The sequence below is a fragment of the Streptomyces sp. P17 genome, assembly GCF_032436805.1.
Taxonomy (GTDB): domain Bacteria; phylum Actinomycetota; class Actinomycetes; order Streptomycetales; family Streptomycetaceae; genus Streptomyces.
Window position 1 is genome coordinate 1 of record NZ_JAVRBF010000038.1, and the last position, 25,108, is coordinate 25,108.

Consider the following 25,108-nt stretch of genomic DNA (forward strand, 5'->3'; position numbering starts at 1 on the left):
ATGTTCTTGCCCGCGGTCAGCCACGGGAACAGGGCGTGCTCCTGGAACATCAGCGCCGGGCGCCCGTCGGTCGTGATCGCGCCGGCGCTGGGCCTGTCCAGGCCCGCGACCAGGTTGAGCAGCGTCGACTTGCCGCAGCCCGAGGCTCCCAGAAGGGTGACGAACTCGCCGGGCGCGACATCGAGGGTGATGTCGTCGAGGACGAGTTGCTGTCCGGCCGGGCCGGCGAAGGACTTCGACACGTGGTCGATGCGCGCGGCGTGCTCCACGGACGTATCCGTGTCGGCGGCCTTGGCGAGGGCGGTTGCCATGGTCGTCACCTCCTGGGAACTCATCTGGACTCGTGGCTCACTTGACGCCGAGGCCGGCGTCGTCGGCCTCGGGTGCGCCCTCGGCTTTGAGGACCCTGTTCAGCGGTGTCAGGTCGTAGATGCCGGTCAGGTCCGGCTTCTCCAGCAGGCCCGCCTTGAGCGCGTGCTTCGCCTGCGCGTCGAGCGTGGCCGCCAGCGGATCGTCGGTGAACCGGATGGACGGCCAGGCCTGGTCGATGACCTCGGCGGGCAGCGCCTTGCCGGTGTCCGCCGCCAACTGGGCATTGGCCGCGGCCTTCGCCCTCTCCGGATCGGCGTTGATCCACTGGTTGGCCTCGACGGAGGCCTTGAGCACCGCCTCGACGGCCTTCGGGTGCTCCTTGAGGAACTCCTGCCGGACGATGACGTTCGTGATCACGAACTTCTTGTCCGGCCACAGGGAGGCCTCGTCCAGCAGTACCTTTCCGCCCTCGGCGACCAGCTTCGAGGCGGTCGGCTCCGGCACCCAGGCGCCGTCGATCGAGCCGGACCGGTAGAGGTCGGGTGTGACCTTGTTGTCGGAGCGGACGACGGACACATCGCCCTCGCCGCTCTGCGCGTCGACCTTCCAGCCCTGCCCGGCGGCCCAGTTCAGGAACGCCACGTCCTGCGTGTTGCCGAGCTGCGGAGTGGCGATCCGCTTGCCCTTGACGTCCTTCAGGGACTTGATCTTCTCCGGGTTCACGACCAGCTTCACCCCGCCGGACGCCGAACCGGAGACGATCCGCAGGTTCTTGCCGTTCGCCTTGATGTACCCGTTGATCGCGGGCGAGGGCCCGATCCACCCGATGTCGATGGACCCCGAGTTCAGCGCCTCGATCTCGGACGGACCGGCGTTGAACTCGGCGTACTTGGCCGTCGTACCGCCCAGCTGCTTCTGGAAGATCCCCTGGTGCCGGCCCACCAGCGCGGTGGCGTGGGTGAGGTTCCCGAAGTAGCCGATGCGCACCGAGTCCAGCCCGTCGACCTTCGCCGCCCCCGGTATCGCGCGCTCGGTGTTCTCCACGGCCTGGGAGCCGTAACCGCACGCGGCCGCGAGCGCCAGCAGCGGCAGCACGGTCAGTACCGCGAGGGTACGGCGCAGGGCGGGGGTGGCAGGCACGGGAGGTGTTCCTCTCGGTGGCCCGGCTCTGACGCCCTTACCGAGCGTGGCCGGGAGTACGGCAGATGTACGAGTACGGGGTCAGCGCGGACATCGCCGCACCCCGGCCTCCGAGGCCGAGTTCATGGTCAGAAGTCCCAACCGTCGTCCTCGGCCTCGTCCTTGACGGGCTCCGGGGAGGCGAACGACTCGCCGACCATGCCGGCGGTGAGCGTCGTACCGTCGCTCGGGTCGATCAGGATGAACGAACCCGTGCGCCGCGAGTCGGCGTAGGAGTCGACGGGCAGCGGCTCGGCGGTACGGATCTTCACCCGGCCGATGTCGTTGGCGACGAGCTGTCCCGGGTGCGGGTGCAGGGACAGGTCGTCCAGCGTGAGCCGGGACGGGATGTCCTTCACGATCGCCTTGACCGTGCGGGTGCCGTGCTTGAGCAGCACCCGGTGGCCGACGGTGAGCGGGGCGTCGGCGACGTGGCAGACGGTCGCCTCGATGTCCTGGGTGGTCGGCGGCGCGTCCTTGCTGGGCACGATCAGGTCGCCGCGCGAGATGTCGATGTCGTCCTCCAGCAGGAGGGTCACCGACTGCGTCGTCCAGGCGACATCGACCGGCTCGCCGAGCAGGTCGATACCGGAGATCTTCGTGGAGCGGCCGGACGGCAGCACGGTGATCTGCTCGCCGACGCGGAACGAACCGGCGGCGATCTGACCGGCGTAACCGCGGTAGTCGGGGTGCTCGGCGGTCTGCGGGCGGATCACGTACTGCACGGGCAGGCGCGCGTGGCAGTGGCTCAGGTCGTGGGTGACGGGCACGGTCTCCAGGTGCTCCAGCACCGTCGGGCCGCCGTACCAGTCCATGGTGGCGGACGGTTCCACGACGTTGTCACCGGCGAGCGCCGAGATCGGGATCGCGGTGACCTCCGGGACGCCCAGTTCGAGCGCGTACGCCGTGAACTCCTCGGCGATGGCGGCGAACACGGACTCCTGGTAGTCGACGAGGTCCATCTTGTTGACGGCGAGGACGACATGCGGGACACGCAGCAGCGCGGCCAGCGCGGCATGCCGGCGGGTCTGCTCGACGACGCCGTTGCGGGCGTCGATCAGGATCACCGTCAGCTCGGCCGTGGAGGCGCCGGTGACCATGTTCCGGGTGTACTGCACATGGCCCGGGGTGTCGGCGAGGATGAACCGGCGCCGGGCCGTCGCGAAGTAGCGGTACGCCACGTCGATCGTGATGCCCTGCTCCCGCTCGGCCCGCAGACCGTCGGTGAGCAGCGCGAGGTCCGGGCCCTCCTGGCCACGGTTCGCCGAGGCGCGCTCCACGGCCTCCATCTGGTCGGTGAGGACCGACTTGGAGTCGTGCAGCAGCCGGCCCACGAGGGTGGACTTGCCGTCGTCGACGGAACCGGCGGTGGCGAACCGCAGCAGGGTCGTCTCGGGGAGTTCCGTGGTCGTGCTCATGGTTAGAAGTACCCCTCGCGCTTGCGGTCTTCCATCGCGGCCTCGGACATCTTGTCGTCGGCGCGGGTCGCGCCCCGCTCGGTGAGCCGGGAGGCGGCGATCTCGGTGATCACGGCGTCCAGCGTGGTGGCGTCGGAGTCGACGGCACCCGTGCAGGACATGTCACCGACGGTCCGGTAGCGCACGAGCCGCTTCTCCACGGTCTCGCCGTCCTTCGGGCCGCCCCACTCGCCCGCCGTCAGCCACATGCCGTTGCGGGCGAACACCTCACGCTCGTGCGCGAAGTAGATCTCCGGCAGCTCGATGCCCTCCCGGGCGATGTACTGCCAGACGTCCAGCTCCGTCCAGTTGGACAGCGGGAACACGCGGACGTGCTCACCGGGAGCGTGCCGCCCGTTGTAGAGGTTCCACAGCTCGGGCCGCTGGCGGCGCGGGTCCCACTGCGAGAACTCGTCGCGCAGCGAGAACACCCGCTCCTTGGCGCGCGCCTTCTCCTCGTCCCGGCGCCCGCCGCCGAAGACCGCGTCGAACTTCTCCGCCTGGATCTTCTCCGTCAGCGGCAGCGTCTGCAGCGGGTTACGGGTGCCGTCCGGCCGCTCCTTGAGCACCCCGCGGTCGATGTAGTCCTGCACGGAGGCGACATGCAGCCGCAGCCCGTGCCTGGCCACCGCGCGGTCCCGGTAGTCGAGCACCTCGGGGAAGTTGTGCCCGGTATCCACATGCAGCAGCGAGAACGGCACCGGCGCCGGCGCGAACGCCTTCAGCGCCAGATGCAGCATGACGATCGAGTCCTTGCCACCGGAGAAAAGGATCACCGGCCGCTCGAACTCGCCCGCCACCTCGCGGAAGATGTGCACCGCCTCGGACTCCAGGGCGTCCAGGTGGGAGAGGGCGTACGGAGTCTCCGTGCCCTCCTCGACCGAGGAGACGGTCGTCGTCATGCCAGGCCCCTTTCGCTGAGCAGGGCGTACACGGCCGCCGCGGACTCCCCCACGGTCTGGTTCTGCGACTCGATGCGCAGGTCGGGCGAGTCGGGCTCCTCGTAGGGGTCGTCGACCCCGGTGAGCCCGGACAGCTCGCCAGCCGCCTGCTTGGCGTACAGGCCCTTGACATCGCGTACGGAGCACACCTCGACCGGAGTGGCCACGTGGATCTCCAGGTACGCCGCCCCGCTCTCCTGGTGGCGCTTGCGCACCGCCTCACGGCTGTCGGCGTACGGCGCGATCACCGGCACCAGCGCCTTGACGCCGTTACGGGCGAGCAGGTCGGCGAGGAAGCCGATGCGCTGGACGTTGGTGTGCCGGTCCTCGCGGCTGAAGCCGAGGCCCGCGGAGATGAACTCGCGGATCTCGTCGCCGTCGAGCACCTCGACACGGTGGCCCTCCTCGCGCAGCCGGCCGGCCAGCTCGTACGCGATGGTGGTCTTGCCGGCACTCGGCAGACCCGTGAGCCAGACGGTGGCTCCGGTCGTCACGTGGTTCTCCTTGTTCTCCGGGGCGGTCTCCGGAAACGGGTTCGTGGTCACAGGTGCAGCCCGCACTCGGTCTTGGCGCGGCCCGCCCAGCGGCCGGCGCGCGCGTCCTCGCCCTCCAGGACACGGCGGGTGCAGGGGGCGCAGCCGACGGAGGTGTAGCCGTCCATCAGCAGCGGGTTGGTGAGGACACCGTGCTCGGCGACGTAGGCGTCCACGTCCTGCTGGGTCCACTTGGCGATGGGCGAGATCTTGACCTTCTGCCGCTTCTCGTCCCAGCCGACCACGGCAGTGTCCGCCCGGGTCTCGGACTCGTCGCGGCGCAGGCCCGTCGCCCAGGCCAGATAGCCCTTGAGGCCCTCCTCCAACGGCTGGACCTTGCGCAGCTTGCAGCACAGGTCCGGGTCGCGGTCGTGCAGCTTGGGGCCGTACTCCGCGTCCTGCTCGGCGACCGTCTGACGCGGGGTGAGGGTGATGACGTTGACGTCCATCACCGCCTCCACCGCATCACGTGTACCAATGGTCTCGGGAAAGTGGTAGCCGGTGTCGAGGAACACCACGTCAACACCGGGCAACGCGCGGGAGGCGAGATGGGCGACGACCGCGTCCTCCATGGAGGAGGTCACACAGAAGCGCCGGCCGAAGGTGTCGGCTGCCCACTGGAGGATCTCCAGCGCGGAGGCGTCCTCCAGATCACGGCCCGCCTGCTCGGCGAGCGCCTTCAAGTCCTCGGTGGTGCGGTCTTCCTGAGTGGTCGTCATATCTCGTCTCCCCCTGCTTCGGTCGGCTGAAGACCCCGGGCCAGCAGCCCGAGGAACTTCAGCTGGAAGGCCCGGTTGCACGCCGCGCATTCCCACGCGCCGTGTCCCTGCTCACTCGGACGCAAGTCCTCGTCGCCGCAGTAGGGGCAGTAGAAGGGGGCGGCCCGCTCGCTCATACCGCGTCCTCTGTTTCGTTCGCTGCGCTCACGAAAGGGCCTCCTCGGAAGCACGCGCGGCCCAGGCGGCGAAGCGCTCGCCGTCCTCGCGCTCGGCCTGGAACCGCTTGAGGACCCGCTCGACGTAGTCGGGCAGTTCCTCCGAGGTCACCTTCAGACCGCGTACCTTGCGGCCGAAGCCGGCCTCCAGGCCGAGCGCGCCGCCCAGGTGCACCTGGAAGCCCTCGACCTGCTCGCCGCGGTCGTTGACGACCAGCTGGCCCTTGAGACCGATGTCCGCGACCTGGATACGGGCGCAGGCGTTCGGGCAGCCGTTGATGTTGATGGTGATCGGCTCGTCGAACTGCGGGATCCGGCGCTCCAGCTCGTCGATCAGCGAGGATCCGCGCGCCTTGGTCTCGACGATGGCGAGCTTGCAGTACTCGATGCCGGTGCAGGCCATGGTGCCGCGCCGGAAGGGGGAGGGCTTGACCGTCAGGTCCAGCGCCTCCAGGCCCTCGACGAGCGAGTCGACCTGGTCCGGCTCGACGTCGAGCACGAGCATCTTCTGCTCGGCGGTGGTGCGCACCCGGCCCGAGCCGTGTGCCTCGGCCAGCTCGGCGATCTTCGTCAGGGTGGTGCCGTCCACGCGGCCCACGCGCGGGGCGAAGCCGACGTAGAAGCGGCCGTCCTTCTGCGGGTGCACACCGACGTGGTCGCGCCAGCGCTCGACGGGCTGCGCGGGGGCGGGACCGTCGATGAGCTTGCGCTTGAGGTACTCGTTCTCCAGCACCTCGCGGAACTTCTCCACGCCCCAGTCGGCGAGCAGGAACTTCAGGCGGGCACGCGTACGAAGGCGCCGGTAGCCGTAGTCGCGGAAGATCGAGATGACGCCCTCGTAGACATCCGGGACCTCGTCGAGGGGGACCCAGGCGCCGAGGCGCTGGCCGATCTTCGGGTTGGTGGACAGGCCGCCGCCGACCCAGACGTCGAAGCCCGGGCCGTGCTCGGGGTGGTCGACCCCGACGAAGGCGATGTCGTTGATCTCGTGCGCCACGTCCAGCAGCGGCGAGCCGGAGATCGCGGACTTGAACTTGCGGGGCAGGTTCGAGAAGTCCTTGTTGCCGATGATCCGGCGCTGGATCTCGTCGATGGCCGGGGTGCCGTCGATGATCTCGTCGGCGGCGATACCGGCGACGGGCGAGCCGAGGATCACTCGCGGGGTGTCACCGCAGGCCTCGGTGGTGGACAGGCCGACCGCCTCCAGGCGGTTCCAGATCTCGGGCACGTCCTCGATCCGGATCCAGTGGTACTGGACGTTCTGCCGGTCGGTGATGTCGGCGGTGCCGCGCGCGAACTCCTGCGAGATCTCGCCGATGACACGCAGCTGCTCGGTGCTGAGCCGGCCGCCGTCGATGCGGACGCGCAGCATGAAGTACTCGTCGTCCAGCTCCTCCGGCTCCAGGATCGCGGTCTTGCCGCCGTCGATCCCGGGCTTGCGCTGGGTGTACAGACCCCACCAGCGCATCCGGCCGCGCAGGTCGTTGGGGTCGATCGAGTCGAAGCCGCGCTTGGAGTAGATCGTCTCAATGCGTGTCCGCACATTGAGACCGTCGTCGTCCTTCTTGAACTGTTCGTTGCCGTTCAGCGGGGTGAAGTGCCCCGCGGCCCACTGGCCCTCGCCGCGGTGACGGCTCGCCTTGCGGCGGACAGGCGCGGCAGCGGGGTTCTCAGGGGTGGCGGCCATGGTTCTACGTCCTTCGGGACAGGCGGGAAAGCGGCTCTGGCCTGCGCGTGCGCGCACGGCAGCGGTGCGCGTCCTTGCGCGGGAAAGCAGGCAAAGGGGGAGGCGTCGGGCGGTGCTGGAGTGCTCTCAGCGCGCCGGACAGATGGCGCTGGACATGCGGCCGAGGTCGACGTGCCGCCGACTCACCAAGGCAATTCCAGTTCCAGACATGACGGAAGCGTGGCACGGCGATCTGGACACAGTCCAGCTTCGTCCGACATGTGGACACCCTTGTCCCGAGGAGCGAGACAAGGGTGTCCTTGGTCACATGGCGGAGAAATGCCGCCTTGTGCAGGTCAAACGGCGTATGCCCCCGGCCACGGTCCCGGAGCTGTCACTTCCGCCCGCTCCTCGGCCTTGGTGTCGAACAGCTTGAAGCCACGACGCTGGTAGTTGTCCATCGCGTGCTCGCCGTCCAGGCTGCAGGTGTGCAGCCACACCCGCTTGGTTTGCGCCCGTCCGGGCCAGCGGTCGGCGAGGTCCCAGGCCCGGGCGGCGCCGTACGAGAGCAGGTGACCGCCGATGCGGCGGCCCCGGAAGGCCGGGATCAGGCCGAAGTACTCGATCTCCACGACCCCGTCGTCCTGCGGGCCCAGCTCCACGTACCCGGCGGGCGTGCCGCGGTCGTAGGCGACCCAGGTCTCCGCGCCCGGCCGGTCCAGGTGCTCCTGCCACTGGGCGTAGCTCCAGCCCAGCCGGTCGATCCAGCAAATGTCGCCGCCGACGGAGGCGTACAGGAAGCGGCTGAACTCGGGGGAGGGGACCTCGGAGCGGACGATCCGCACGTCCCCTTCGGGGGCGGCGGCCGGCAGCAGGTCGGAGGGGTCCGTCTGCTCCAGGGACCAGGTGGTCACGGGGATGTTGGGCATGTCGCCCAGGGAATCATCTACCCCAGCGATCTGTCGATCGTGTTCAGTGGCAGCGAAAACAGCGTCCGCCCCGACTGCGACCAGACCTCGCCGGTCTCCTGCCAGTAGGAGAGGGAGGCCGTCTTCCTGCTCCAGCACAGCCGCGTCTCGTCGGACCCGCACCGCGTGGCCTCGGCCCCGCTCGTGCTCTGCCGCCACAGCAGGCCGCGCTGCTCGCCCGGCTGTGTCAGGTACCAGCGGGAGCCGTACGACAGCACTCCGCCGGGCCCCTCCGCCTTCGTCGCGTACGCCTCGGTCGCGTCCCCGGTGGCGAGCAGCCCGGTGCGGCCCGGGTCCGTGCTGAACGCGTACCGCCACAGCCGGTCACCGCCGCGCGCCACCAGGCTGTCCGGCGAGGTGCCGCGGTCCAGCGAGAGGCCCACGGGGCGCTCTCCGGCCGTCCGGTACGCGCCGACGGCCGGCATCACGAAGCGGGGACCGTCCGCACCGGTCGCGCGAAGCACGCGGTGCATGTCGTAGACGTACAGCCCGTCCCGCGCGGTGACCAGCAGCTTGTCCTGGTACCAGACCATGCCCGAGACCGCCGAGCGCAGCGCGCGCCAGTCACGGCCGTCGTCCGTGGGGACGGCGAGCCGCACCCAGGTGTAGCGGAGGCGGTCGAGGTCGTTCGCGTCGACGAAGGCGACCCGGGAGCCCTTGCCGCCGGACCAGGCCGACAGCACCACACGGTTCTCGCCCCAGCGGCCGTCGTCGTCGGCGTCCCCGGAGGTGGTGACCGCGCCGGACCGCAGGCCGCGGGTGTCGGCGGTGTCCCAGCAGTACGCGTGCGTGGCCGCGGGCGCCACGGGCAGCGCCGCGCGCTCGGTGGCCGTGCAGTCGGCCGGGTCGCGCAGGGTGCCCTCGGCGTCGTCGAGCACCGCGCCGACGCCGACGGGCCGGCCCAGCTCGGCGGGCAGCCGGTCCAGGGTCCGCTCCGGCACCAGGTCCTCGTGCAGCCGCAGAGTGTTCAGCTCGGCGCGGGAGGTGAGGGGCTTCAGCGCCCCGGGGTCGCGGTCGGCCGTGGCCTGGGAGGCGCTGATCATGGTGGCGGCCGCGGTGAGCGCGAGGGCGGTTGCGGCCAGCACTCCGCGCAGCGCACGGCCCCGCTTGCGCCGGCGGTGTCTGCCGCGATGCTGTTTCATGACGTCCTCCCGAGGCGGGCCAACTGCGCCTGTTGATCCGTGCGTTGACCAAGGAGCAGGTGGGGTGGCCCGTAGGGGATGCTACGGCAGTGGGAGGGGGCGTGGACGAAGACCTCGCAAATATGCGGAAGATGACACCTTGGGGGCTTCAGCCGGTACGTCCGTCCGCCACCCCCGGCGCCGTCGAGTGCGGCAGCAGATCCAGTGGGTCCTCGGGGAGCAGCAGCTCGACCCCGGCGTCCTCGCAGAAACGATACGGCCGGTGTTCCAGCAGGCCTCCGAGATAGCGCCGTACCCGTGACATCTCGGCCCTGACCGTCACCGTGCGGGCCGCGTCGCCGAACATCTCCTCGGCCAGGCCCGCCGCACTCAGACCGCCCCGGTGCAGGGCCAGCAGATAGAGCAACTCGGCGTGCCGGGGGCTCAGTTCATGGCTCCAGGTGCCCGCAGCGCCGGTCACCGCCACCGACCAGCGGCGCGGCTGCGACAGATCCAGCACGATCCGGGTGTCCCCGCGCGGCACCGGCTCGTCGGCGGGCCTGAGCAGCCAGCCGCCCGCCAGCGGCTCCACCGCGCACAGCCCGAGCGGCGGCAGCCACCGACGCCCCGCCGCAAGCGACTTGGGCAGCGCGACCCGGTTCGTGTACGGCATCCCCGACACCGCCGCGCACCAGCCGTCCCGGTCCACCACCAGCGCCCGCCCGGCGAGCCGGGACAACACCGGCGAGACCACCGCGCGCAGCCCCTCCAGCGAGGTCAGATGCAGCTCCCGCAACCGGGCCTCGGCGAGCTTGGCGACCGTGTCCACCCAGGCCAGGGTGGCCGGATGCATGGTCTCCAGCGGTCCGCTGACGTCCACCACACCGATCAGCCGGCCGTCCCGCGGATCCGTGATGGGGGCACCGGCACAGGTCCAGGTGGCGTGCGTGCGCACGAAGTGCTCGGAGGCGAAGACCTGAACCGGTCTGCGCACCACGGCCGGGGTGCCCACGCCGTTGGTGCCGACCACGTCCTCCCGCCAGTCCGCGCCGAGTTCGAAGCCGAGCCCGTCGGCCTTGCGCAGCACCGGCGAGCTGCCCTCCCGCCACAGCACCCGGCCGTCCTCGTCGGCGACGACCATGATGTGGTGGGCGACGTCCGCGACCGACAGCAACCCCTCGCGCAGCACCGGCAGCACATGCCGCAGCGCGCTGCTCTCCCGGCGCCGCTGCACCTCCTCGCGGGTCAGCAGCCCGGACCGGAAGTCATGGTCGGGATCGACCCCGCTGCGCAGCATCCGGCCCCAGGACTGCTCGATCACCGGTCGTGGCGCGACAGGCGCGCGCTGTCCGGAGAGCGTGGCGTTGCGCACCTCGTTCAGCACCCGCGCCGCGCGCACCGTGTCGACGGCGGCCAGCTGCGTCACGTCGTGCGGTGACAGCGCCACGAGTCCCTCCCCGGGGGTGCGTCGGTCGATTCCTGACTGTTCATCTCATAGTGACGTCCATCCTCGGCGGAGGGGCCCGCTCCGTCCACAGTGATTGACAAGTTGCAACCCCTTGCAACCCTGGTGGTCCGCGTTGGCCTGATTGAAACTTGAGCAACGCCGTCCCGAGCGGCGTTCGCGGCCTCGAACGGGCCAGTGCGGGGGTGGTGCCGTGTCGGCGCAGCACCACCCCCGTCATCTGTTGCGTCGGCGGCCGCGGGTTCGTCGTGGCTGCTCGCGCCCACGCGGCGGAGCCGCACATCGATACAGCCCCGCGCCCCTGAGGTCTCAGGCCTGCGGCCTGGACCTGTCCACTACCGCCCCCAGGTTCAAGGTTGACGGAAGTGTGCCGAACGTTGCGCCGCCGTCCTCGCCCAGCCGGGACGCACAGAAGGCGTCTGCCACCTCCGGTGGCGCGAAACGTACTAGCAGCGCTCCCTGCAGTACCCGCGCCAGGCGCTCCGTCACGCGCCTTGCCCGGCCCTCCACCCCCTCCAAATCGGCCAGTTCGGTCAGCAGGTCCTTGATCGCGGCGTCCAGGCGGTGGTCGGCGCCGCGGGCTCGGCCGATTTCCTGGAGGTAGGCGTCGAGGGCGTCCGGTTCTCGGCGCAGTGCCCGAAGGACGTCCAGGGCCTGGACGTTGCCCGCGCCCTCCCAGATGGAGTTGAGGGGTGACTCCCGTACCAGGCGGGGCATTCCGGACTCCTCGACGTAGCCGTTGCCGCCCAGGCACTCGGCCGCCTCGACCGTCACCGGTGCACAGCGTTTGGTCACCCAGTACTTGGCGGCGGGCACCGCGATCCGCAGCAGCGCCTTCTCCTGCTCGCCGCCGTCGTCGTAGGCCGCCGCGAGCCGCAGTGCGAGGGTGGTCGCGGCCTCGGACTCCAGGGCGAGGTCGGCCAGGACGTTGCGCATCAGCGGCTTGTCGACGAGCCGGCCGCCGAAGGCCTCGCGGTGGTCGCAGTGGTGGATCGCCTGGACGACGGCCTGCCGCATCAGTCCCGCCGAGCCCAGCACACAGTCGAGGCGGGTGGCCGCCACCATCTCGATGATGGTCCGCACCCCGCGCCCCTCCTCACCGACCCGGCGCGCCCAGGTCCCCGCGAACTCGACCTCCGCGGAGGCGTTGGACCGGTTGCCCAGCTTGTCCTTGAGCCGCTGGAGGTGGAACGGGTTGCGGGTGCCGTCCTCCAGGACCCGGGGGACCAGGAAGCAGGTCAGACCGCCCGGAGCCCGGGCGAGGGCCAGGAAGCCGTCCGACATCGGCGCCGAGCAGAACCACTTGTGCCCGGTCAGCTCGTAGGACTCCCCGTCGGGCAGCGGACGCGCGGCCGTCGTGTTCGCGCGTACGTCGCTGCCGCCCTGCTTCTCCGTCATGGCCATCCCGAACAGCGCCCCGGCCTTCTGGCGGGCCGGCCGCAGCTCCCGCTCGTAGATCATGGAGGTCAGCCGGGGCTCCCACTCGGCGGCCAGGTCCGGGTCGGTGCGCAGCGCGGGCACGGCGGCGTGGGTCATCGACAGCGGACAGCCGTTGCCGGCCTCGACCTGCGTCCACACCAGGAACCCGGCGGCCCGCCGCACCTGCCCGCCCGGGCGGTTCCAGGCCGCGGTCAGCCCCGCCGCCACGCCCTTGCCGAGCAGCCGGTGCCAGGCCGGATGGAACTCGACCTCGTCGACGCGGTTGCCGTAGCGGTCGTGGGTGCGCAGCCGCGGCGGGTTCTCATTGGCCTCCACCGCCCACTGCTGCAGCTGCGCCGAACCGGCCGAGCGCCCCAGCGCCGACAGGTCGCCGCGCGCCTCGTCGAGCAGGGCGGGGTCGAGGTGCCGTTCGACCGCGGAGGTCAGCGCCCGGTCGGCGGTGTAGACGTCGTACCCGACCAGGGGCGGGGGCTGGTTCGTCACGGTGTGGGTGGTGCCGTCCATGGGTGTGAACCTACCTCTCCGTATCGGGGCGGTCACCACACCGACGCGGCGGCCCCCGGGGCGGCACGGGAGCGGGCCTGACGGCGGATACCGTTAGGTCGTGCAGCCAGCAAGTGAACCCCCCCAGAGGCCCTCCGGCCGTCTCCACCGGGCGCGTGCCCTCTACCGGAACGTCTCGAAGCGCAGGACCGCCTGGCTGTTGCTCAAGGACACGGTCAACTCGTGCATCGAGTACCGGATCCTGGGGCTCGCGGCGGAGGCGGCCTTCTTCACGCTGCTCTCCGTCCCGCCGCTGCTGCTGAGCATGATCGGACTGCTCGGTTACGTCGACGACTGGACCGGCACCGACACCATCAGCAGCCTGGAGGCGAACCTCCTGGAGGCCTCGCGCACGGTCCTGTCGGACAAGGGCGTCCGCCAGATCGCCCAGCCGATCCTGGACGACGTGATGAAGGGCGGCCGCCCCGACGTCATCTCCATCGGCTTCCTGTTCGCCCTGTGGTCGGGCTCCCGCGCCGTGAACGTCTTCATCGACACCATCACCGTCATGTACGGCCTCGACGGCGTCCGCGGCATCGTGAAGACGCGGCTGGTCGCCTTCGTGCTCTTCCTGGTGGCCCTGGTGATCGGCTCGATCGCGCTGCCGCTGATGGTGGCCGGGCCGGACGCCGTACTGAACGTGCTGCCGTGGTCGGAGACGCTGGTCCAGGTTCTGTACTGGCCGGTGGTCATCCTGCTGTCCATCGCCTTCCTCACGACGCTGTACCACGTCTCCGTACCCGTCCGCTCCCCGTGGATCGAGGACGTCCCCGGCGCCCTGGTGGCCCTCGGCATGTGGGTCCTCGGCAGCTTCCTGCTGCGGATCTACCTCACCAACACGGTGGAGGGCGCCACGATCTACGGTTCCCTCGCCGCCGCCGTCGCCGTGCTGCTGTGGATCGGTGTGTCCGCGTTCGCGGTGCTCGTCGGGGCCGCGGTCAACGCCGCGATCGACCGGGTCTGGCCGGCCGCCGCGACGGCCGCGGCCCGTGCCGCCAACGAGCGGCTGCGCGAGGCCCAGGTCGCCGAGTACGTGGCCCGCGCCGCCGCCCACCGCGAGGCCGTCCATGACGACCCGGAGGACCCCGACATGCCCTCGGAGTTCCCGGAACGCTGGTCCCGCTTCCTGCCCCCGGACGACGTCTCGTCCCGCCTGCGCACCCATGTGAAGAGCACGCACACCCACCCGCCGCACAAGCCGGACGATTCCTGACCGGCGCGCTCACGCCTTCCAGGCACCGGCCGCCGCGGCCTCGCCGGCGAAGTCCGCGAAGTCGCGGGGGCCGCGCCCCAGGACCTGGTGGACGCCGTCGGTGAGACGGGCGTTGCGGCCGTCCAGGAGCGTCTCGAAGAGCTCCACCAGGAAGTCCGCCTCCTCCCGCGGGACCCCGAAGCCGATCAGATGCTCCCCGTACGCCCGCACCGGCACCGGGATGTACGTCAGCTCGGTGCCGGTGGCCGCGGAGACCTCCGCGACGGCCCGCCGGAAGGACAGCAGACGGGGACCGGTGAGCTCCAGGGTCTGCCCCACGTACCTGTCCCCGGACGTCAGCACGGTCGCCACCACGTCCGCGATGTCCCGTACGTCGATGAACGGCTCCTCGACCTCGCCCGCCGGGAAGACCAGCTCCCCGCCCTCGCGCAGCCCGTCCGCCAGCGGGCCCTCGCTGAAGTTCTGGGCGAACCACGCGGCCCGTACGATCGTCCAGTCCGCGCCCGACGCCTTCAGCGCCTCCTCGGTCGGCAGCGCCTGGTCCTCGCCGCGCGCCGACAGCAGCACCAGCCGCCGTACGCCGAGCCCGACCGCCTCCCGGGCCAGCGCCCCGACGCCCTCGGCCGCGGCCGGGGAGCCGACGTCGGTCGGGTACATCAGGTACGCGGCGTCGGCGCCGCGAAGGGTGTCCGCCCAGGTCGTCGGGTCCTCCCAGTCGAAGCCCCGGGACCGGGTCGCCTCCCGCACCTGTGAGCCGGCCGCCCGCACGGCCTGTGCCACCCGGCTTCCGGTACGGCCCGAGGCGCCGGTCACCATCACTGTCGTGTTCCGCGTGTTCGTCGTCATGTGACCAGTCAACGGCCGCGGGCTCCGACAACCCATCGCTGAACGGCTCATTCCCATGCGCGCGCGTCTACGCTGGCGCCATGGATGCCCTTGCCGGCCTTCTGGAGGGCCCACGCGCGCGTGGCGCCTTCATGATCCGCGCCTGCTTCGACCCGCCCTGGGCCGTGCGTATCGAGGACCGCGCCCCGCTGACCGTGATGCTGATGGTCCGCGGCGAGGCGTTGATCATGCCGGACACGGGGGAGCGGGTGCTGCTGCGCCCCGGTGATCTCGCGATCGCCCGCGGCCCCGACCCGTACACCTGCGCCGACGACCCGGACACGCCCCCGCAGGCGCTGATCCTGCCGGGCGGCGAGTGCCGTTATCCCGACGGCCGCTCGCTCAACGGCGTGATGGACCTCGGCGTGCGGACGTGGGGCGACCGGCTCGACGGCTCGGCCGTGATGCTGATCGGCACCTATCTGTGGCAGGGGGAGGTCAGCGGGCGGCTGCTGGACGCGTTGCCGCCGCTGCTGACGCTCACGGCCGAGGTGTGGGACTGCCCGCTCACGCCGTACCTGATGGAGGAGATCGTCCGCGACGAACCGGGCCAGGAGGTGGTCCTGGACCGGCTGCTGGATCTCCTGGTCATCGCGGCGCTGCGGGCCTGGTTCTCCCGGCCCGAGGCGGCGGCGCCCGCCTGGTACCGGGCGCTGGCGGATCCTGTGGTGGGGCGGGTACTGCGCCTCGTGCAGGACGATCCGGCGCATCCCTGGACGGTGGCGTCACTGGCGGCGAAGGCGGGGGTGTCCAGGGCCGCGCTCGCCCGGCGGTTCACCGAACTCGTGGGGGAGCCGCCGATGACGTATCTCACCGGCTGGCGCCTGGCCCTCGCCGCGGACGCGCTGCGGGACACCGAGGACACCCTCGACGCGATCGCCCGGCGGGTGGGGTACGGCAGCGCGTTCGCGCTGTCCAGCGCCTTCAAGAGGGTCTACGGGGTGAGTCCGCAGGAGCATCGAAGCCGTGTATAGCGAACGGCCGTCCCGGCTTTCGGGTGCCGTCGTATGGGCGAACACGGCGTCCGGCGGCGGGCTCGTCCTCCCCGACGGCTGCATGGACCTGCTCTGGCACGAAGGGCGGCTGATCGTCGCCGGTGCCGATACCCGGGCCTACGCCACCGACGCCGAGGAAGGCACCTGGTACGGCGTGCGCTTCTACCCCGGCTCCGCGCCCGCGTTCCTGGGCGTGCCCGCACACGAACTGCGTGACCGGCGCGTCGACCTCGCCGAACTGTGGCCGGCCTCGGAGGTACGGCGGCTGTCCCGCCGCGTCGAGGGCGCGGCCGATCTCCCGGCCGCCCTGGAGGAGGTCGTGCTGGAGCGCGCCGAGGCGCCCGACCCCTTGCTGCGACGGCTGGTGGGCGCCCTGGACGCGGGCCGGGCCGTCGGCGCCACCGCCGATGAACTCGGGCTCGGGACCCGGCAGTTGCACCGGCGGGCACTGGACGCGTTCGGGTACGGGCCCAAGACGCTGGCCCGGGTGCTGCGCTTCCGGCGCGCGCTCGGCCTGGCCCGCGCCGGGGTGCCGTTCGCTCAGGCGGCGGCCGGCGCCGGGTTCGCCGACCAGGCCCATCTGGCGCGGGACGTCAAGGAGTTGGCCGGGGTGCCGCTGGGCGAGCTACTCGGACGCGGGTAGCGGCGCGAACAGGTCGACGCCGTTGCCGTCCGGGTCGTGCAGGACCGCGTACCGCTGGCCCCAGAAGGCGTCCCAGGGCTTGAGCTCACCGTGGTAGCCGGCGCCGACCAGCTCCTCGTACACCGTGTCGACCTCGCCCGGATTGTCGCAGAGCAGGGCCAGCGAGTGCCGGGCGCCGGAGGGCGGTTGCCATCCGGGGTGGATGGAGCGGGCCATTTCCTCGGTGTCGAGCATCAGCCGCAGTCCGCCGGGCAGCCCGGCCTCCGCGTGCGGCTCGTTCTCCGCGCCTTCGGGGAAGGCGAAACCGAGGCGGCGGTAGAAGGTGACAGCGGCGGCCATGTCGGAGACGACCAGTCCGAAGGCATCGAATCGTGGAGTCATACGGCCACCGTAGGCAGCCGTCGAGCGGCCGGTCTTGAAGGAAACGGACATGATCCGGGGATCAGCCGAAGGTCACCGGCCCCTTCGGGGTGTCCAGCGTGAACGAGATCGACCTCGTTCACCGGCTCCCGGTCCAGCCGGGTCACCGCGGCCAGCAGTTCTCGGCGTACGGACGGATCGTCGGTGCCGTCCTTCTCCGTGAACCACAGATGGGAGTTGAGGCCGTCCCGGGCCACCTGCGGCATGGGGTCCACCACCGGCTTCAGCAGCCGCCACCGTGGCCCCGCCGCCGGGTCCAGCACGGCCACCCCGGACACCGGTCCCCGCAGGGCGAGATGGGGACAGCGCATCGAGGCGTCCACCGCGTCGGCCTCCCGCACCCAGGCGGTGGGGTCGGCGCGGCGGATCAACTCCTCCTGGAGCGCGTCGGTCCGCTGCCGCCAGTCATCGGTCATGCACGCATTGTCGTGGGCGCCCGCCGAACGAGAGGCCCGAACCAACCCAACCACCGGGCTTGTCGACGCGCAGGCCCTAGGCTCGTCGGCCATGGACCCACGACTCCTCGTTCACACCCGCACCACCGACTACCGGCACGACTCCATCCCGGCCGCCGTCGCCGCGCTGCGCACCCTCGGGGACTTCGCGATCGACCACACCGAGGACCCTGCCGCGCTCGCCGGGTCCTTGGAGCCGTACGCCGCCGTCGTCTTCCTCTCCACCAGCGGCGAGGTGCTGACCGCGGCCGGACGGGAGCGGCTGGCCGCGTATGTCGAGACGGGCGGCGGGTTCGTCGGGGTGCACGCGGCGGCCTGCACCGAGTACACGTGGCCCTACTACGGCGAACTGCTGGGCGCCCGCTTCGCCCGCCACCCCCGCTTCCAGCCGGGCCGCGCCCTGGTCGAGGACCACGACCACCCGGCGACCCGCCATCTGCCGCCCGTGTGGGACTTCACCGACGAGTGGTACGACTTCGACACCAACCCCCGGGACACGGCACGGGTGTTGCTGACCGCCGACGAGACGTCGTACGAAGGCGGTGGCATGGGCGCCGACCACCCGCTCGCCTGGTGCCGCGAACAGGGCGCCGGACGCGTCTTCTACACCGCCCTCGGCCATGCGGCTCAGGCCTACGACGACCCCGGCTTCCGCGCCCACCTGCGGGGCGGCCTCACCTGGGCGGCGCGAGCCTGAGCATCATCCCGCGCCAGGTCCACCCCGCGCCGAGGGCCACCTCCCGCAAGGGGTCCCTGACCTCCCGGGAGTCGAAGCGGAACGTCTCGACCTTCTGCCGCCGTCCGTCGGCCCCCTGCTCGTACGCCCACTGCCGCTCCACCCAGTTCACCTGCCCGACGGAGTGCTGGCGTGACACCACCCAACGCGGCGGGTTCCCGGCCCGCTTCACCTCCCACTGCTCGTCGACGCTGCGCACCTCGTGCCGCTCCGGGACCAGCAGCATCCGTGTCTTCACGGTCCGTTCCAGCCGACGGGAGGCGGATGGCGGGATCCGCCACTCCGCCACCAGGTCGGCCTTCTCCGCGGCCAGCGCGTTGCGTATGCGGTACGGCGCGTCCGGGCCGTTGAGCGCGAGCAGCGCGGTCCGGACGTCCGGCGCCGACAGCGGTACGACCCCGTCCTCGGGGTAGCGGGTGCCGGTCAGCTTGTCGATGAGGCCCATCGGGTCAACCTATGAACGGCTCACAGGACATGACAAACTTGGCGCCGCCGTGCTCGCCCGCTCCACCAGCCGTGTCGACAGTTCCGTGCGCGTGCTCTCCGGCCGGTCCCCGGCCATCATCCGCACCAGCAGCCGCAGGGCCGTCGCCGCCATCTCGGACAGCGGCTGGCGGACCGTGGTGAGCGGCGGGGTGATCCACCGGGACTCCGGCAGATCGTCGAAGCCCACCACGCTGATGCTGTCCGGGACGCTCAACTGCCGTTCGGCCAGCGCGGTGTAGACGCCGCGCGCCATCGGGTCCGAGCAGACGAAGAACGCCGTCGGCGGCTCGGGCAGATCCAGCAGCTCCAGCGTGCGGCGGCGGGCCAGGCTGTCGTCCGAACCCGCGTACCGGACGTACTCGGGCCGGTGCCGCACCCCCGCCGAGGCGAGGGCCGAGCGGTAGCCGGCGATCCTGGCGTCGCCGGCCATCGTGCGCTGGTGCCCCGCGACCACGGCGATCCGCTCATGCCCCAGGGCCAGCAGATGCTCGGTCGCCGTGACCCCGCCCTGCCAGTTCGCCGCGCCCACCGACACCACGCCCGGCGGCGGTTCGAGCACCGGGTCGATCATCACGAACGGAATGCGGTGCTGCTCCAGCCAGCCGTACTGGACGGTGGTCAGCTCGGTCAGGTTGAACAGCACCCCGGCGGAGCCGCGCGCCGTGAGCTTGTCCAGCCAGCCGCGCTCCGGACGGCCGCCGCCCGCCCGGGGCAGCCCGGACGAGACGACCACCTCCAGACCGGCGTCGTGCGCCGCCGCCTCCACCCCGTGCAGGACCGCGCCGGACCACGAGGTGTCCAGCGAGTGCACCACCAGATCGATGAACCCGGGTGTTCTGACCCCGTCGAAGCGGGGTCTGCGGACGTAGCCGAGCCGGTCCAGCGCCTCGGTGACCCGCCGCCGCGTCTCGGGCGCGACGTCCTCGCGGCCGTTGACGACCTTGGAGGCGGTGGGCACGGAGACCCCCGCCTCACGGGCGACGACCGCCAGGGTCGGCCCGGCCGCCACGTGCGCACTCCCCGTACGGACCATCGGGAACCACCTCTCCGGCCCGCCCGAGGGCCATCGAAAGTTTGGACCAGCGCGATAGTAAGCGCTTCCTACCCTAGGTTCGCCGCAAGTTGTCGGGAAGAGGCCGGAGTTCGCAGGACCCACGAGCTCCGGCTTTCGAGACCTTGAACGGGCTATCCGCAAGTGAGGCGGAACCCCGTGAAGCCGGCCGTGAATGCGGCGTCGACGAGGTCCACGGCGTGGATGCCGGCCATCGCCTCGGTGAACCGCAGCTTGGACCCGTGGTCGTCGGAGAGCCTGGAGATGTCCAGGGCGGGCCCGGCCGGTGTCCGGGCACCGTCGTGGACGTACCAGAACCGCGCCTCGGGGCCGTCGACCGTCACCCGAGAGTCAGCGGCCCCGCCGCGTCGACGTCGACCACGGCCGCCTGCCGGGTGCCGACCCGGAGGCGTCGGGACGTCGACCTCGACCGCCGGACGCGGACCCCCGTGCCGCATCCTCGGCCAGCCCTCCGTGTCCCAGGTCACCGGCTGGATCGCCGTCTCCCGCCCGAGCGTGCAGCGCGGGCCGTCCGGCGTCGCCACGGGCCGGGACGCCAGGTGGCTGAGCACCCAATCCCGTCCGGGGTTCGGACCAGCTCGCCATGACCTGCCTTCTGCAACGCCAGCGACGGATCGTCCCGGGAGGTCAGCAACGGCCGGTCGTCGACCTCGTACGGCTCGGTGAGCTCGCGGCTGCGTGCCACCAGCTGGGCTTCGGCACGTTGATGTACGCCAAGTAGCCCAGTGTTCACGCCCTGCACCGGAATACATCCGGGCGATGTGATGCTCTGATGTGAACGGTGCAGGAGCGTGGCGAAGGGCTGGTGGCCGGATGCCGACGGACTCGACGAACCCCGTGGTCAGCACCCTTTACGGGGCTGTACGCGGCAGATACGAGCAGGGAGTCGCCGTGTTCCGCGGCATCCCGTACGCGGCGCCCCCCTTCGGGCCCCGCCGGTTCCGGCCGCCGCTGCCGCCGGAGCCCTGGGACGGTGTGCGCGACGCCGGCGCCTTCGGGCCCACGGCGCCGAAACCGCCGTACTCCGAAGCCTTCGCCCAGTATCTGTCCGACCCGGTGGTGGCGGGGGACGACTGTCTGAACCTGAATGTGTGGACGCCCGAGCCCGGCCCGAGCGCCCGGCTGCCGGTCATGGTGTGGCTGCACGGTGGGGCTCTGACCCGGGGATCCTCAGGTGTGCCCGTGTACGACGGGCGGCACTTCGCCCGTGACGGAGTCGTCCTGGTGTCGGTCAATTACCGGCTGGGCGTCGAGGGGTACGGCCTGTTCCCGGACGCGCCCGCCAACCCCGGTCTGCGCGACCAGCTCGCCGCCCTGGAGTGGGTGCACGCCTCGATCGCCGCCTTCGGTGGTGACCCCGACCGGATCACCCTGTCCGGGCAGTCCGCCGGAGCCATCAGCGCCGGGGCCCTGCTGGCCGCCCCGCAGGCCCAGGGCCTGGTGCGGCGGGCGATTCTGCAGAGCGGGCCGCCGGAGGCCTCCGAGCGGGACAAGGTACGCAAGATGGTGCGCCGTATGGCCACCCGGCTGAAGATCCCCGCCACCGCAGCGGCCTTCGCCGAGGTCGACCGTGAGCTGCTGCTGCGCACCCAGGGCGAGGTCGGAAAGCTCAGCAGCCCGGTGCTCGGCGGGCCCGCCTTCGGGATCGTCGTCGACGGCGATCTCGTGCCGCGCGATCCCCTGGAAGCGCTGGTCGAGGGCGAGGCGGCGCGGGGCGTCGAGCTGATGACGGGCTGGACCCGTGAGGAATACCGGCTGTGGCTGGTGCCCGGCGGTCTGGTGGAGCGCGTCGACCGGCTCGGCCCTGTCGCACTGGCCGGTGCCATGGCCCGCTGCCGCTGCGGCGCCGAGGTGCCCCGCGGCTATCGCACCCTGCACCCCGAGGCCGGCACCGCCGAGATCGTCGGCCAGATGGTCACCGACCACCTGCTGCGGATCCCGCTGCACCAGCTGGCCGACGCCCGCCCGGACACCTCGTACGTGTACGAGTTCGCCTGGCCGTCCAACCGGCCGGGCCTCGGCGCCTGCCACGCCCTGGAGCTCGGATTCGTGTTCGACACCGGCGATGCCCCCGAGTCCGCGAAACTCGCGGGTGAGGGGGCTCCGGCCGAGCTCTCCGAGGCCATGCACCGCGCCTGGGTGCGGTTCGCCGAGGACGGGAACCCCGGCTGGCAGCACTGGGACGACACGCACCCGGTGCGGATCTTCGGCGACGGCGAGCCGCACACCGCGTACGGCCCCCGGGACCGCGAGCTGGCCCTGTGGACCGCCGACGTCACTCCCGAGGTACCCACACCCGCATCGCCCCCGGCCGACGGTTCGCCCATACGTGGTACGGAACTGCGGTCAGTCGTACGACGCCTTCGGCTCCCCGGCGCCGTCCGGCGGCAGTGACCACGCTCACCCCGCCCAGCAGCCCGGGCTCGTGCCGGACCGACAGCGCGGCGCCGTCGGGCAGGGTGAGCTCGTCGAAGGGCACGCCCGGCTCCTGGTCCACGCTCTCCAGACAGTGGACCAGCGGGCCGCGCTCGATCGCCAGGCAGCCCCGAACGGCGTCCACGCGCGGGTCGGGGCCGGTCAGGCGGGGGCCGAGGTCCAGGTCGACGGTGAACGTGTCCCCGGGCCTCCAGCGGCGGCGCAGCCGCAGCCAGCCCGGGTCATCCCCGGTGGGCGCGTCGCTGTTCGGCGCCGATGCCGTGAAGCCGGTGCACCAGGACGGGATCCGCACGGACAGCGTCCAGTCCCGGTCCGGCGCCTCCTCCACCGTGATCTCGATCCGCCCGTGCCAGGGGTACTCGGTCGCCACCCGGACCCGGCCGCCGGCCGCCTCGTACACGCCGGTCGCGTACTGGTGCAGTTGCAGCCCTTCCGCGTCGCCGCTCACCAGGTAGTGGGGGAGCGAGGCCAGCAGGCGCATCACGTTCGGCGGGCAGCAGGCGCAGCGGAACCACGGGGTGCGGCGAGCGGCCTTGTCGGCCTCGTTCGCCCCCTCGTACTCCTCGCGCACCTGGAGCGGGTTGACATACAGCCAGCTGTCCCCGTCCAGGCCCACGCCGGACAGGAAGCCGTTGTAGAGGGTGCGCTCGATGAGGTCGGAGTACTTCGCCTCGCCGGTCAGCAGGGCCATCCGCCAGGACCACTGGATCGAGGCGATGGCCGCGCAGGTCTCGGCATACGCCCGGTCCGGCGGCAGTTCGTAGGGCTCCCCGAAGGCCTCGCCCTCGTGGCGTGCCCCGACTCCACCCGTGAGATACGTCTTGGTGGCCACCATGTGGTCCCACAGCCGTTCGGCGGTCGCGCGCAGCTCCGGGTCACCGGTCTCGGCGGCCAGATCCGTGACGCCCGCCAGCAGATACAGCTGCCGGACGGCGTGCCCGGCGACCGACGCCGCCTCGCGCACCGGCGTGTGGTCCTGCCAATAGGCCCGGCCCAGATGGGGGTTGAGGTCGGCGTCCAGCGCGCCGTGGCCGCGCCGGTCCACGAAGGCGGCGGCCAGCTCAAGCCAGCGGCGCTCACCGGTCTCCCGGTACAGCTCCACCAGCGCGGTCTCGATCTCGGGGTGCCCGCAGACGCCGTCCGCCCGCTGCGCGAGGACCTCGTGGATGTGGCGGGCGAACCGCTCGGCCACGTCGAGGAGTTGACGGTTGCCGGTGGTGCGGTGGAGGGCGATCGCCGCCTGGATCAGATGGCCCGCGCAGTACAGCTCATGGCCCCAGCCCAGCTCCCGCCAGCGCCGGTCCGGGCGGGCGACCTGGTAGTACGTCTGGAGGTAGCCGTCGGTGCCCTGGGCGGCGGCGAGCAGCGCGGTCAACTTCTCGATGTGCGGGGTCAGTCCGCTGTCCGCGGGCTCCTCCGCGAGCTGCCAGGCCGCCGCCTCCAGCCACTTGTGCACATCCGAGTCCTGGAAGGGGAAGTCCCCGGCGAACTCTCCCGAACCGGCCGCGGCGGCACGGAGGTTGGCGAAGTTCCCGGACTTCTCCAGCTGTTCCGGACCCCGCGAGATGCTCACCTCCGCGTTGGTCCGGCGGCGGCCGGCCCAGAAGCCGCCGGTGAGACGGGCTGCCGTGGCCGGGCGCAGGGCGGTGTGCGCGCGGTCGGTGAGTCGGATCGGGCCGCTGCGCATGCTGGACGCTCCAGGGAAAGCCTTGGCGGAGAAACCGCTTGCTGACCCCGCGAGCATAAGAAGGGGACGCGGTCCAGGACAAGATCCGTTCAGGACAGGAACGACGGTCCGGTGAGGTCCTCCAGCACGAACGCCAGCGTGGGCGTGCCCACCCCGGCGATCGCCTTGGCGCGCGCGTCGGCGACGTAGTCCAGCTCGTGCACCGCCCGCATCACCCGCGTACGGGTCGCCGAGCTCACCGGGTACACCCCGCCCAGCACCCGGGACACCGTCGACGCGGACACCCCCGCACGGACGGCCACGTCCCGGATGGTGCTGCGGCCCGCGTCCTCGCTCTTCCTCGTCACCGCCGCCCTGCCCCTCTCACCCGAAGGGAACCGCGGCAACGATGATGGCAACCGGTTCCCGGTGTGCGGAGGCTAGGGGGTGTTTTGAAAGTCCCGCACAGCACCCACGGCGCCCGGCACGCACCCTCGCCGCACCGGCCAAAGACCCAAGTACGTCCAGTACGAGGGCCTTCGTCCGGCACGCCGAGGGCACGCACCGAACACCGCGGGCACCGCACAGGACTTTCAAAACACCCCCTAGCAGTGCGGCCGGGCGGTCCAGGAACTCCGCAGCGCCCCCGAGATCCCCGAGATCGCCTTCGGCCCCACCCGGCAGCATCCCCCGATCAGCCGCGCCCCGGCCTCCCCCCATGTGCGCACCTGGGCCGGCGCGAAGCTGGACTGCCCGTGCCAGGCGCGCGCCTGGGCGTCCCAGGCCTCCCCGCTGTTCGGATACACCACCACCGGCTTGCCGGTGACGCGCGCCGCCGTCTCGATCGCCGCGTCCACATCCTCGGGCGCGCAGCAGTTCACGCCGACCGCGATCACCTCGTCCGCGTCGGCGGCGAGCGCGAACGCCTCCTGAAGCGGCTGGCCCGCGCGGGTGCGGTCGCCGGCCACGGAGTACGACAGCCAGGCCGGGACGCCGAGTCCGCGCACCGCCCGCAGCAGCGCCCGCGCCTCGTCGGCGTCCGGGACGGTCTCCAGGGCCAGGACATCGGGGCCCGCGGCGGCCAGGACCTCAATCCGGGGCCGGTGGAAGCGTTCGAGTTCGTCGACGCTCAGGCCGTAGCGGCCGCGGTACTCGGAGCCGTCGGCGAGCATCGCGCCGTAAGGGCCGGCCGACGCCGCCACCCACAGCGGCCGCTGCGCCTTCGCGCGCCGCGCGGCCTCCCGGGCCAGTTCCACGCTCAGTGCGAGCAGCTCGGCCGCCCGCTCCCGCCCGATCCCCCGCCCCGCGAACCCCTCGAACGTGGCCTGGTAGCTGGCGGTGATCGCCACGTCCGCGCCGGCCTCGAAGTAGGCGAGGTGCGCCTCGGTGATCGCCTCGGGTAGCTCGGCGAGCAGCCGGGCCGACCACAGCTCGTCGCTCAGATCGTGCCCGGCGGACTCCAGCTGGTTGGACATCCCGCCGTCGAGGACGACGGGACCGGCGGCCAGGGCCTGGGCGAGAGTGGTGTCGCTGGTCATGTCA

At 71.7% G+C, this 25,108-nt stretch carries 27 protein-coding genes and 1 pseudogene; 6 read left to right on the forward strand and 22 right to left on the reverse strand.

What is annotated here, in order from left to right:
* From RMT89_RS24030 to RMT89_RS24085, 13 genes are all read right to left on the reverse strand, one after another.
* On the reverse strand, positions 1–311 hold a 311-nt coding region (locus tag RMT89_RS24030), incomplete at its 3' end, for an ATP-binding cassette domain-containing protein (protein ID WP_315885851.1).
* 37 nt (positions 312–348) lie between these two features.
* Positions 349–1,452 (reverse strand): aliphatic sulfonate ABC transporter substrate-binding protein, encoded by a 1,104-nt coding sequence (locus RMT89_RS24035; RefSeq protein ID WP_315885852.1) that lies wholly within the window; start codon positions 1,450–1,452, stop codon positions 349–351.
* A gap of 128 nt (positions 1,453–1,580) precedes the next feature.
* Positions 1,581–2,909 (reverse strand): GTP-binding protein, encoded by a 1,329-nt coding sequence (locus tag RMT89_RS24040; protein ID WP_315885853.1) that lies wholly within the window; start codon positions 2,907–2,909, stop codon positions 1,581–1,583.
* 2 nt (positions 2,910–2,911) lie between these two features.
* A complete protein-coding gene (cysD, locus tag RMT89_RS24045; protein WP_315885854.1) occupies positions 2,912–3,850 on the reverse strand; it encodes a sulfate adenylyltransferase subunit CysD in 939 nt (312 codons plus the stop codon).
* Positions 3,847–4,434: an adenylyl-sulfate kinase gene (gene cysC, locus RMT89_RS24050; protein WP_315885855.1), complete on the reverse strand. Its 588-nt coding sequence runs from the start codon at positions 4,432–4,434 to the stop codon at positions 3,847–3,849. The genes cysD and cysC overlap by 4 nt, the downstream gene beginning before the upstream one ends.
* Positions 4,431–5,141, reverse strand: a complete 711-nt coding sequence (locus tag RMT89_RS24055; protein ID WP_315885856.1) for a phosphoadenylyl-sulfate reductase — start codon at positions 5,139–5,141, stop codon at positions 4,431–4,433. Before RMT89_RS24055 ends, cysC begins: the two co-directional genes overlap by 4 nt.
* Positions 5,138–5,317 carry a hypothetical protein gene (locus RMT89_RS24060; RefSeq protein WP_315885857.1) on the reverse strand — a complete coding sequence of 60 codons (180 nt, stop codon included), beginning with the start codon at positions 5,315–5,317 and terminating at the stop codon, positions 5,138–5,140. Before RMT89_RS24060 ends, RMT89_RS24055 begins: the two co-directional genes overlap by 4 nt.
* Positions 5,318–5,345: 28 nt before the next feature.
* Positions 5,346–7,043 (reverse strand): nitrite/sulfite reductase, encoded by a 1,698-nt coding sequence (locus RMT89_RS24065; protein ID WP_315885858.1) that lies wholly within the window; start codon positions 7,041–7,043, stop codon positions 5,346–5,348.
* 126 nt (positions 7,044–7,169) lie between these two features.
* The gene (locus RMT89_RS46040) at positions 7,170–7,253 is read right to left on the reverse strand and encodes a putative leader peptide (RefSeq protein ID WP_310591794.1); all 84 of its coding nucleotides are present in this window, start codon (positions 7,251–7,253) and stop codon (positions 7,170–7,172) included.
* Between the two features lie 125 nt (positions 7,254–7,378).
* Positions 7,379–7,951, reverse strand: coding sequence for a GNAT family N-acetyltransferase (locus tag RMT89_RS24070; protein ID WP_315885859.1), 573 nt, complete (start codon positions 7,949–7,951; stop codon positions 7,379–7,381).
* A gap of 17 nt (positions 7,952–7,968) precedes the next feature.
* Positions 7,969–9,132, reverse strand: coding sequence for a hypothetical protein (locus tag RMT89_RS24075; protein WP_315885860.1), 1,164 nt, complete (start codon positions 9,130–9,132; stop codon positions 7,969–7,971).
* A gap of 148 nt (positions 9,133–9,280) precedes the next feature.
* A complete protein-coding gene (locus tag RMT89_RS24080) occupies positions 9,281–10,558 on the reverse strand; it encodes a GAF domain-containing protein (RefSeq protein ID WP_315885861.1) in 1,278 nt (425 codons plus the stop codon).
* 327 nt (positions 10,559–10,885) lie between these two features.
* Positions 10,886–12,520 carry an acyl-CoA dehydrogenase family protein gene (locus RMT89_RS24085; RefSeq protein WP_315885862.1) on the reverse strand — a complete coding sequence of 545 codons (1,635 nt, stop codon included), beginning with the start codon at positions 12,518–12,520 and terminating at the stop codon, positions 10,886–10,888.
* Between the two features lie 100 nt (positions 12,521–12,620).
* On the opposite strand from RMT89_RS24085, the gene RMT89_RS24090 reads away from it, so the two are divergent.
* Positions 12,621–13,772, forward strand: coding sequence for a YihY/virulence factor BrkB family protein (locus tag RMT89_RS24090; RefSeq protein WP_315885863.1), 1,152 nt, complete (start codon positions 12,621–12,623; stop codon positions 13,770–13,772).
* Between the two features lie 9 nt (positions 13,773–13,781).
* Here RMT89_RS24090 and RMT89_RS24095 read toward each other — a convergent pair whose 3' ends face one another.
* Positions 13,782–14,618, reverse strand: a complete 837-nt coding sequence (locus RMT89_RS24095) for an NAD(P)H-binding protein (protein WP_315885864.1) — start codon at positions 14,616–14,618, stop codon at positions 13,782–13,784.
* Between the two features lie 80 nt (positions 14,619–14,698).
* Here RMT89_RS24095 and RMT89_RS24100 point away from each other — a divergent pair, with 80 nt between their 5' ends.
* Together RMT89_RS24100 and RMT89_RS24105 are read left to right on the forward strand one after the other, a co-directional pair.
* Entirely contained in the window at positions 14,699–15,631 is a 933-nt protein-coding gene (locus RMT89_RS24100; protein ID WP_315885865.1) for an AraC family transcriptional regulator, read from the forward strand.
* The gene (locus RMT89_RS24105; RefSeq protein ID WP_315885866.1) at positions 15,624–16,295 is read left to right on the forward strand and encodes a DUF6597 domain-containing transcriptional factor; all 672 of its coding nucleotides are present in this window, start codon (positions 15,624–15,626) and stop codon (positions 16,293–16,295) included. Before RMT89_RS24100 ends, RMT89_RS24105 begins: the two co-directional genes overlap by 8 nt.
* Here RMT89_RS24105 and RMT89_RS24110 read toward each other — a convergent pair.
* Complete coding sequence (locus tag RMT89_RS24110; RefSeq protein ID WP_315885867.1) at positions 16,278–16,676, reverse strand: VOC family protein; 399 nt, start codon at positions 16,674–16,676, stop codon at positions 16,278–16,280. The two genes, RMT89_RS24105 and RMT89_RS24110, sit on opposite strands and share 18 nt — an antisense overlap.
* Positions 16,673–17,131 carry a DUF5954 family protein gene (locus RMT89_RS24115; RefSeq protein WP_399498473.1) on the reverse strand — a complete coding sequence of 153 codons (459 nt, stop codon included), beginning with the start codon at positions 17,129–17,131 and terminating at the stop codon, positions 16,673–16,675. The genes RMT89_RS24110 and RMT89_RS24115 overlap by 4 nt, the downstream gene beginning before the upstream one ends.
* 91 nt (positions 17,132–17,222) lie before the next feature.
* On the opposite strand from RMT89_RS24115, the gene RMT89_RS24120 reads away from it, so the two are divergent.
* Positions 17,223–17,867, forward strand: a complete 645-nt coding sequence (locus tag RMT89_RS24120) for a ThuA domain-containing protein (protein WP_315885868.1) — start codon at positions 17,223–17,225, stop codon at positions 17,865–17,867.
* Here the strand turns inward: RMT89_RS24120 and RMT89_RS24125 are convergent.
* The 3 genes from RMT89_RS24125 to RMT89_RS24135 form a co-directional block, all read right to left on the reverse strand.
* Complete coding sequence (locus tag RMT89_RS24125) at positions 17,845–18,351, reverse strand: hypothetical protein (RefSeq protein WP_315885869.1); 507 nt, start codon at positions 18,349–18,351, stop codon at positions 17,845–17,847. The genes RMT89_RS24120 and RMT89_RS24125 overlap by 23 nt on opposite strands.
* Before the next feature lie 9 nt (positions 18,352–18,360).
* Positions 18,361–19,425: a LacI family DNA-binding transcriptional regulator gene (locus tag RMT89_RS24130; protein ID WP_315885870.1), complete on the reverse strand. Its 1,065-nt coding sequence runs from the start codon at positions 19,423–19,425 to the stop codon at positions 18,361–18,363.
* Positions 19,426–19,577: 152 nt separating this feature from the next.
* Complete coding sequence (locus RMT89_RS24135) at positions 19,578–20,015, reverse strand: hypothetical protein (protein ID WP_315885871.1); 438 nt, start codon at positions 20,013–20,015, stop codon at positions 19,578–19,580.
* Between the two features lie 32 nt (positions 20,016–20,047).
* On the opposite strand from RMT89_RS24135, the gene RMT89_RS24140 reads away from it, so the two are divergent.
* Positions 20,048–20,185: a hypothetical protein gene (locus RMT89_RS24140; protein ID WP_315885872.1), complete on the forward strand. Its 138-nt coding sequence runs from the start codon at positions 20,048–20,050 to the stop codon at positions 20,183–20,185.
* Positions 20,186–20,277: 92 nt separating this feature from the next.
* Positions 20,278–21,858 carry a carboxylesterase family protein gene (locus RMT89_RS24145; RefSeq protein WP_315885873.1) on the forward strand — a complete coding sequence of 527 codons (1,581 nt, stop codon included), beginning with the start codon at positions 20,278–20,280 and terminating at the stop codon, positions 21,856–21,858.
* On the opposite strand, the gene RMT89_RS24150 is transcribed toward RMT89_RS24145, so the two are convergent.
* From RMT89_RS24150 to mmuM, 3 genes and pseudogenes are all read right to left on the reverse strand, one after another.
* Positions 21,740–23,587 (reverse strand): beta-L-arabinofuranosidase domain-containing protein, encoded by a 1,848-nt coding sequence (locus RMT89_RS24150; RefSeq protein WP_315885874.1) that lies wholly within the window; start codon positions 23,585–23,587, stop codon positions 21,740–21,742. The genes RMT89_RS24145 and RMT89_RS24150 overlap by 119 nt on opposite strands.
* Before the next feature lie 98 nt (positions 23,588–23,685).
* A pseudogene (locus RMT89_RS24155) lies at positions 23,686–23,934 on the reverse strand (LacI family DNA-binding transcriptional regulator); the annotation flags it as partial.
* Positions 23,935–24,171: 237 nt separating this feature from the next.
* A complete protein-coding gene (mmuM, locus tag RMT89_RS24160) occupies positions 24,172–25,104 on the reverse strand; it encodes a homocysteine S-methyltransferase (RefSeq protein WP_315885875.1) in 933 nt (310 codons plus the stop codon).
* Between the last annotated feature and the right edge of the window lie 4 nt (positions 25,105–25,108).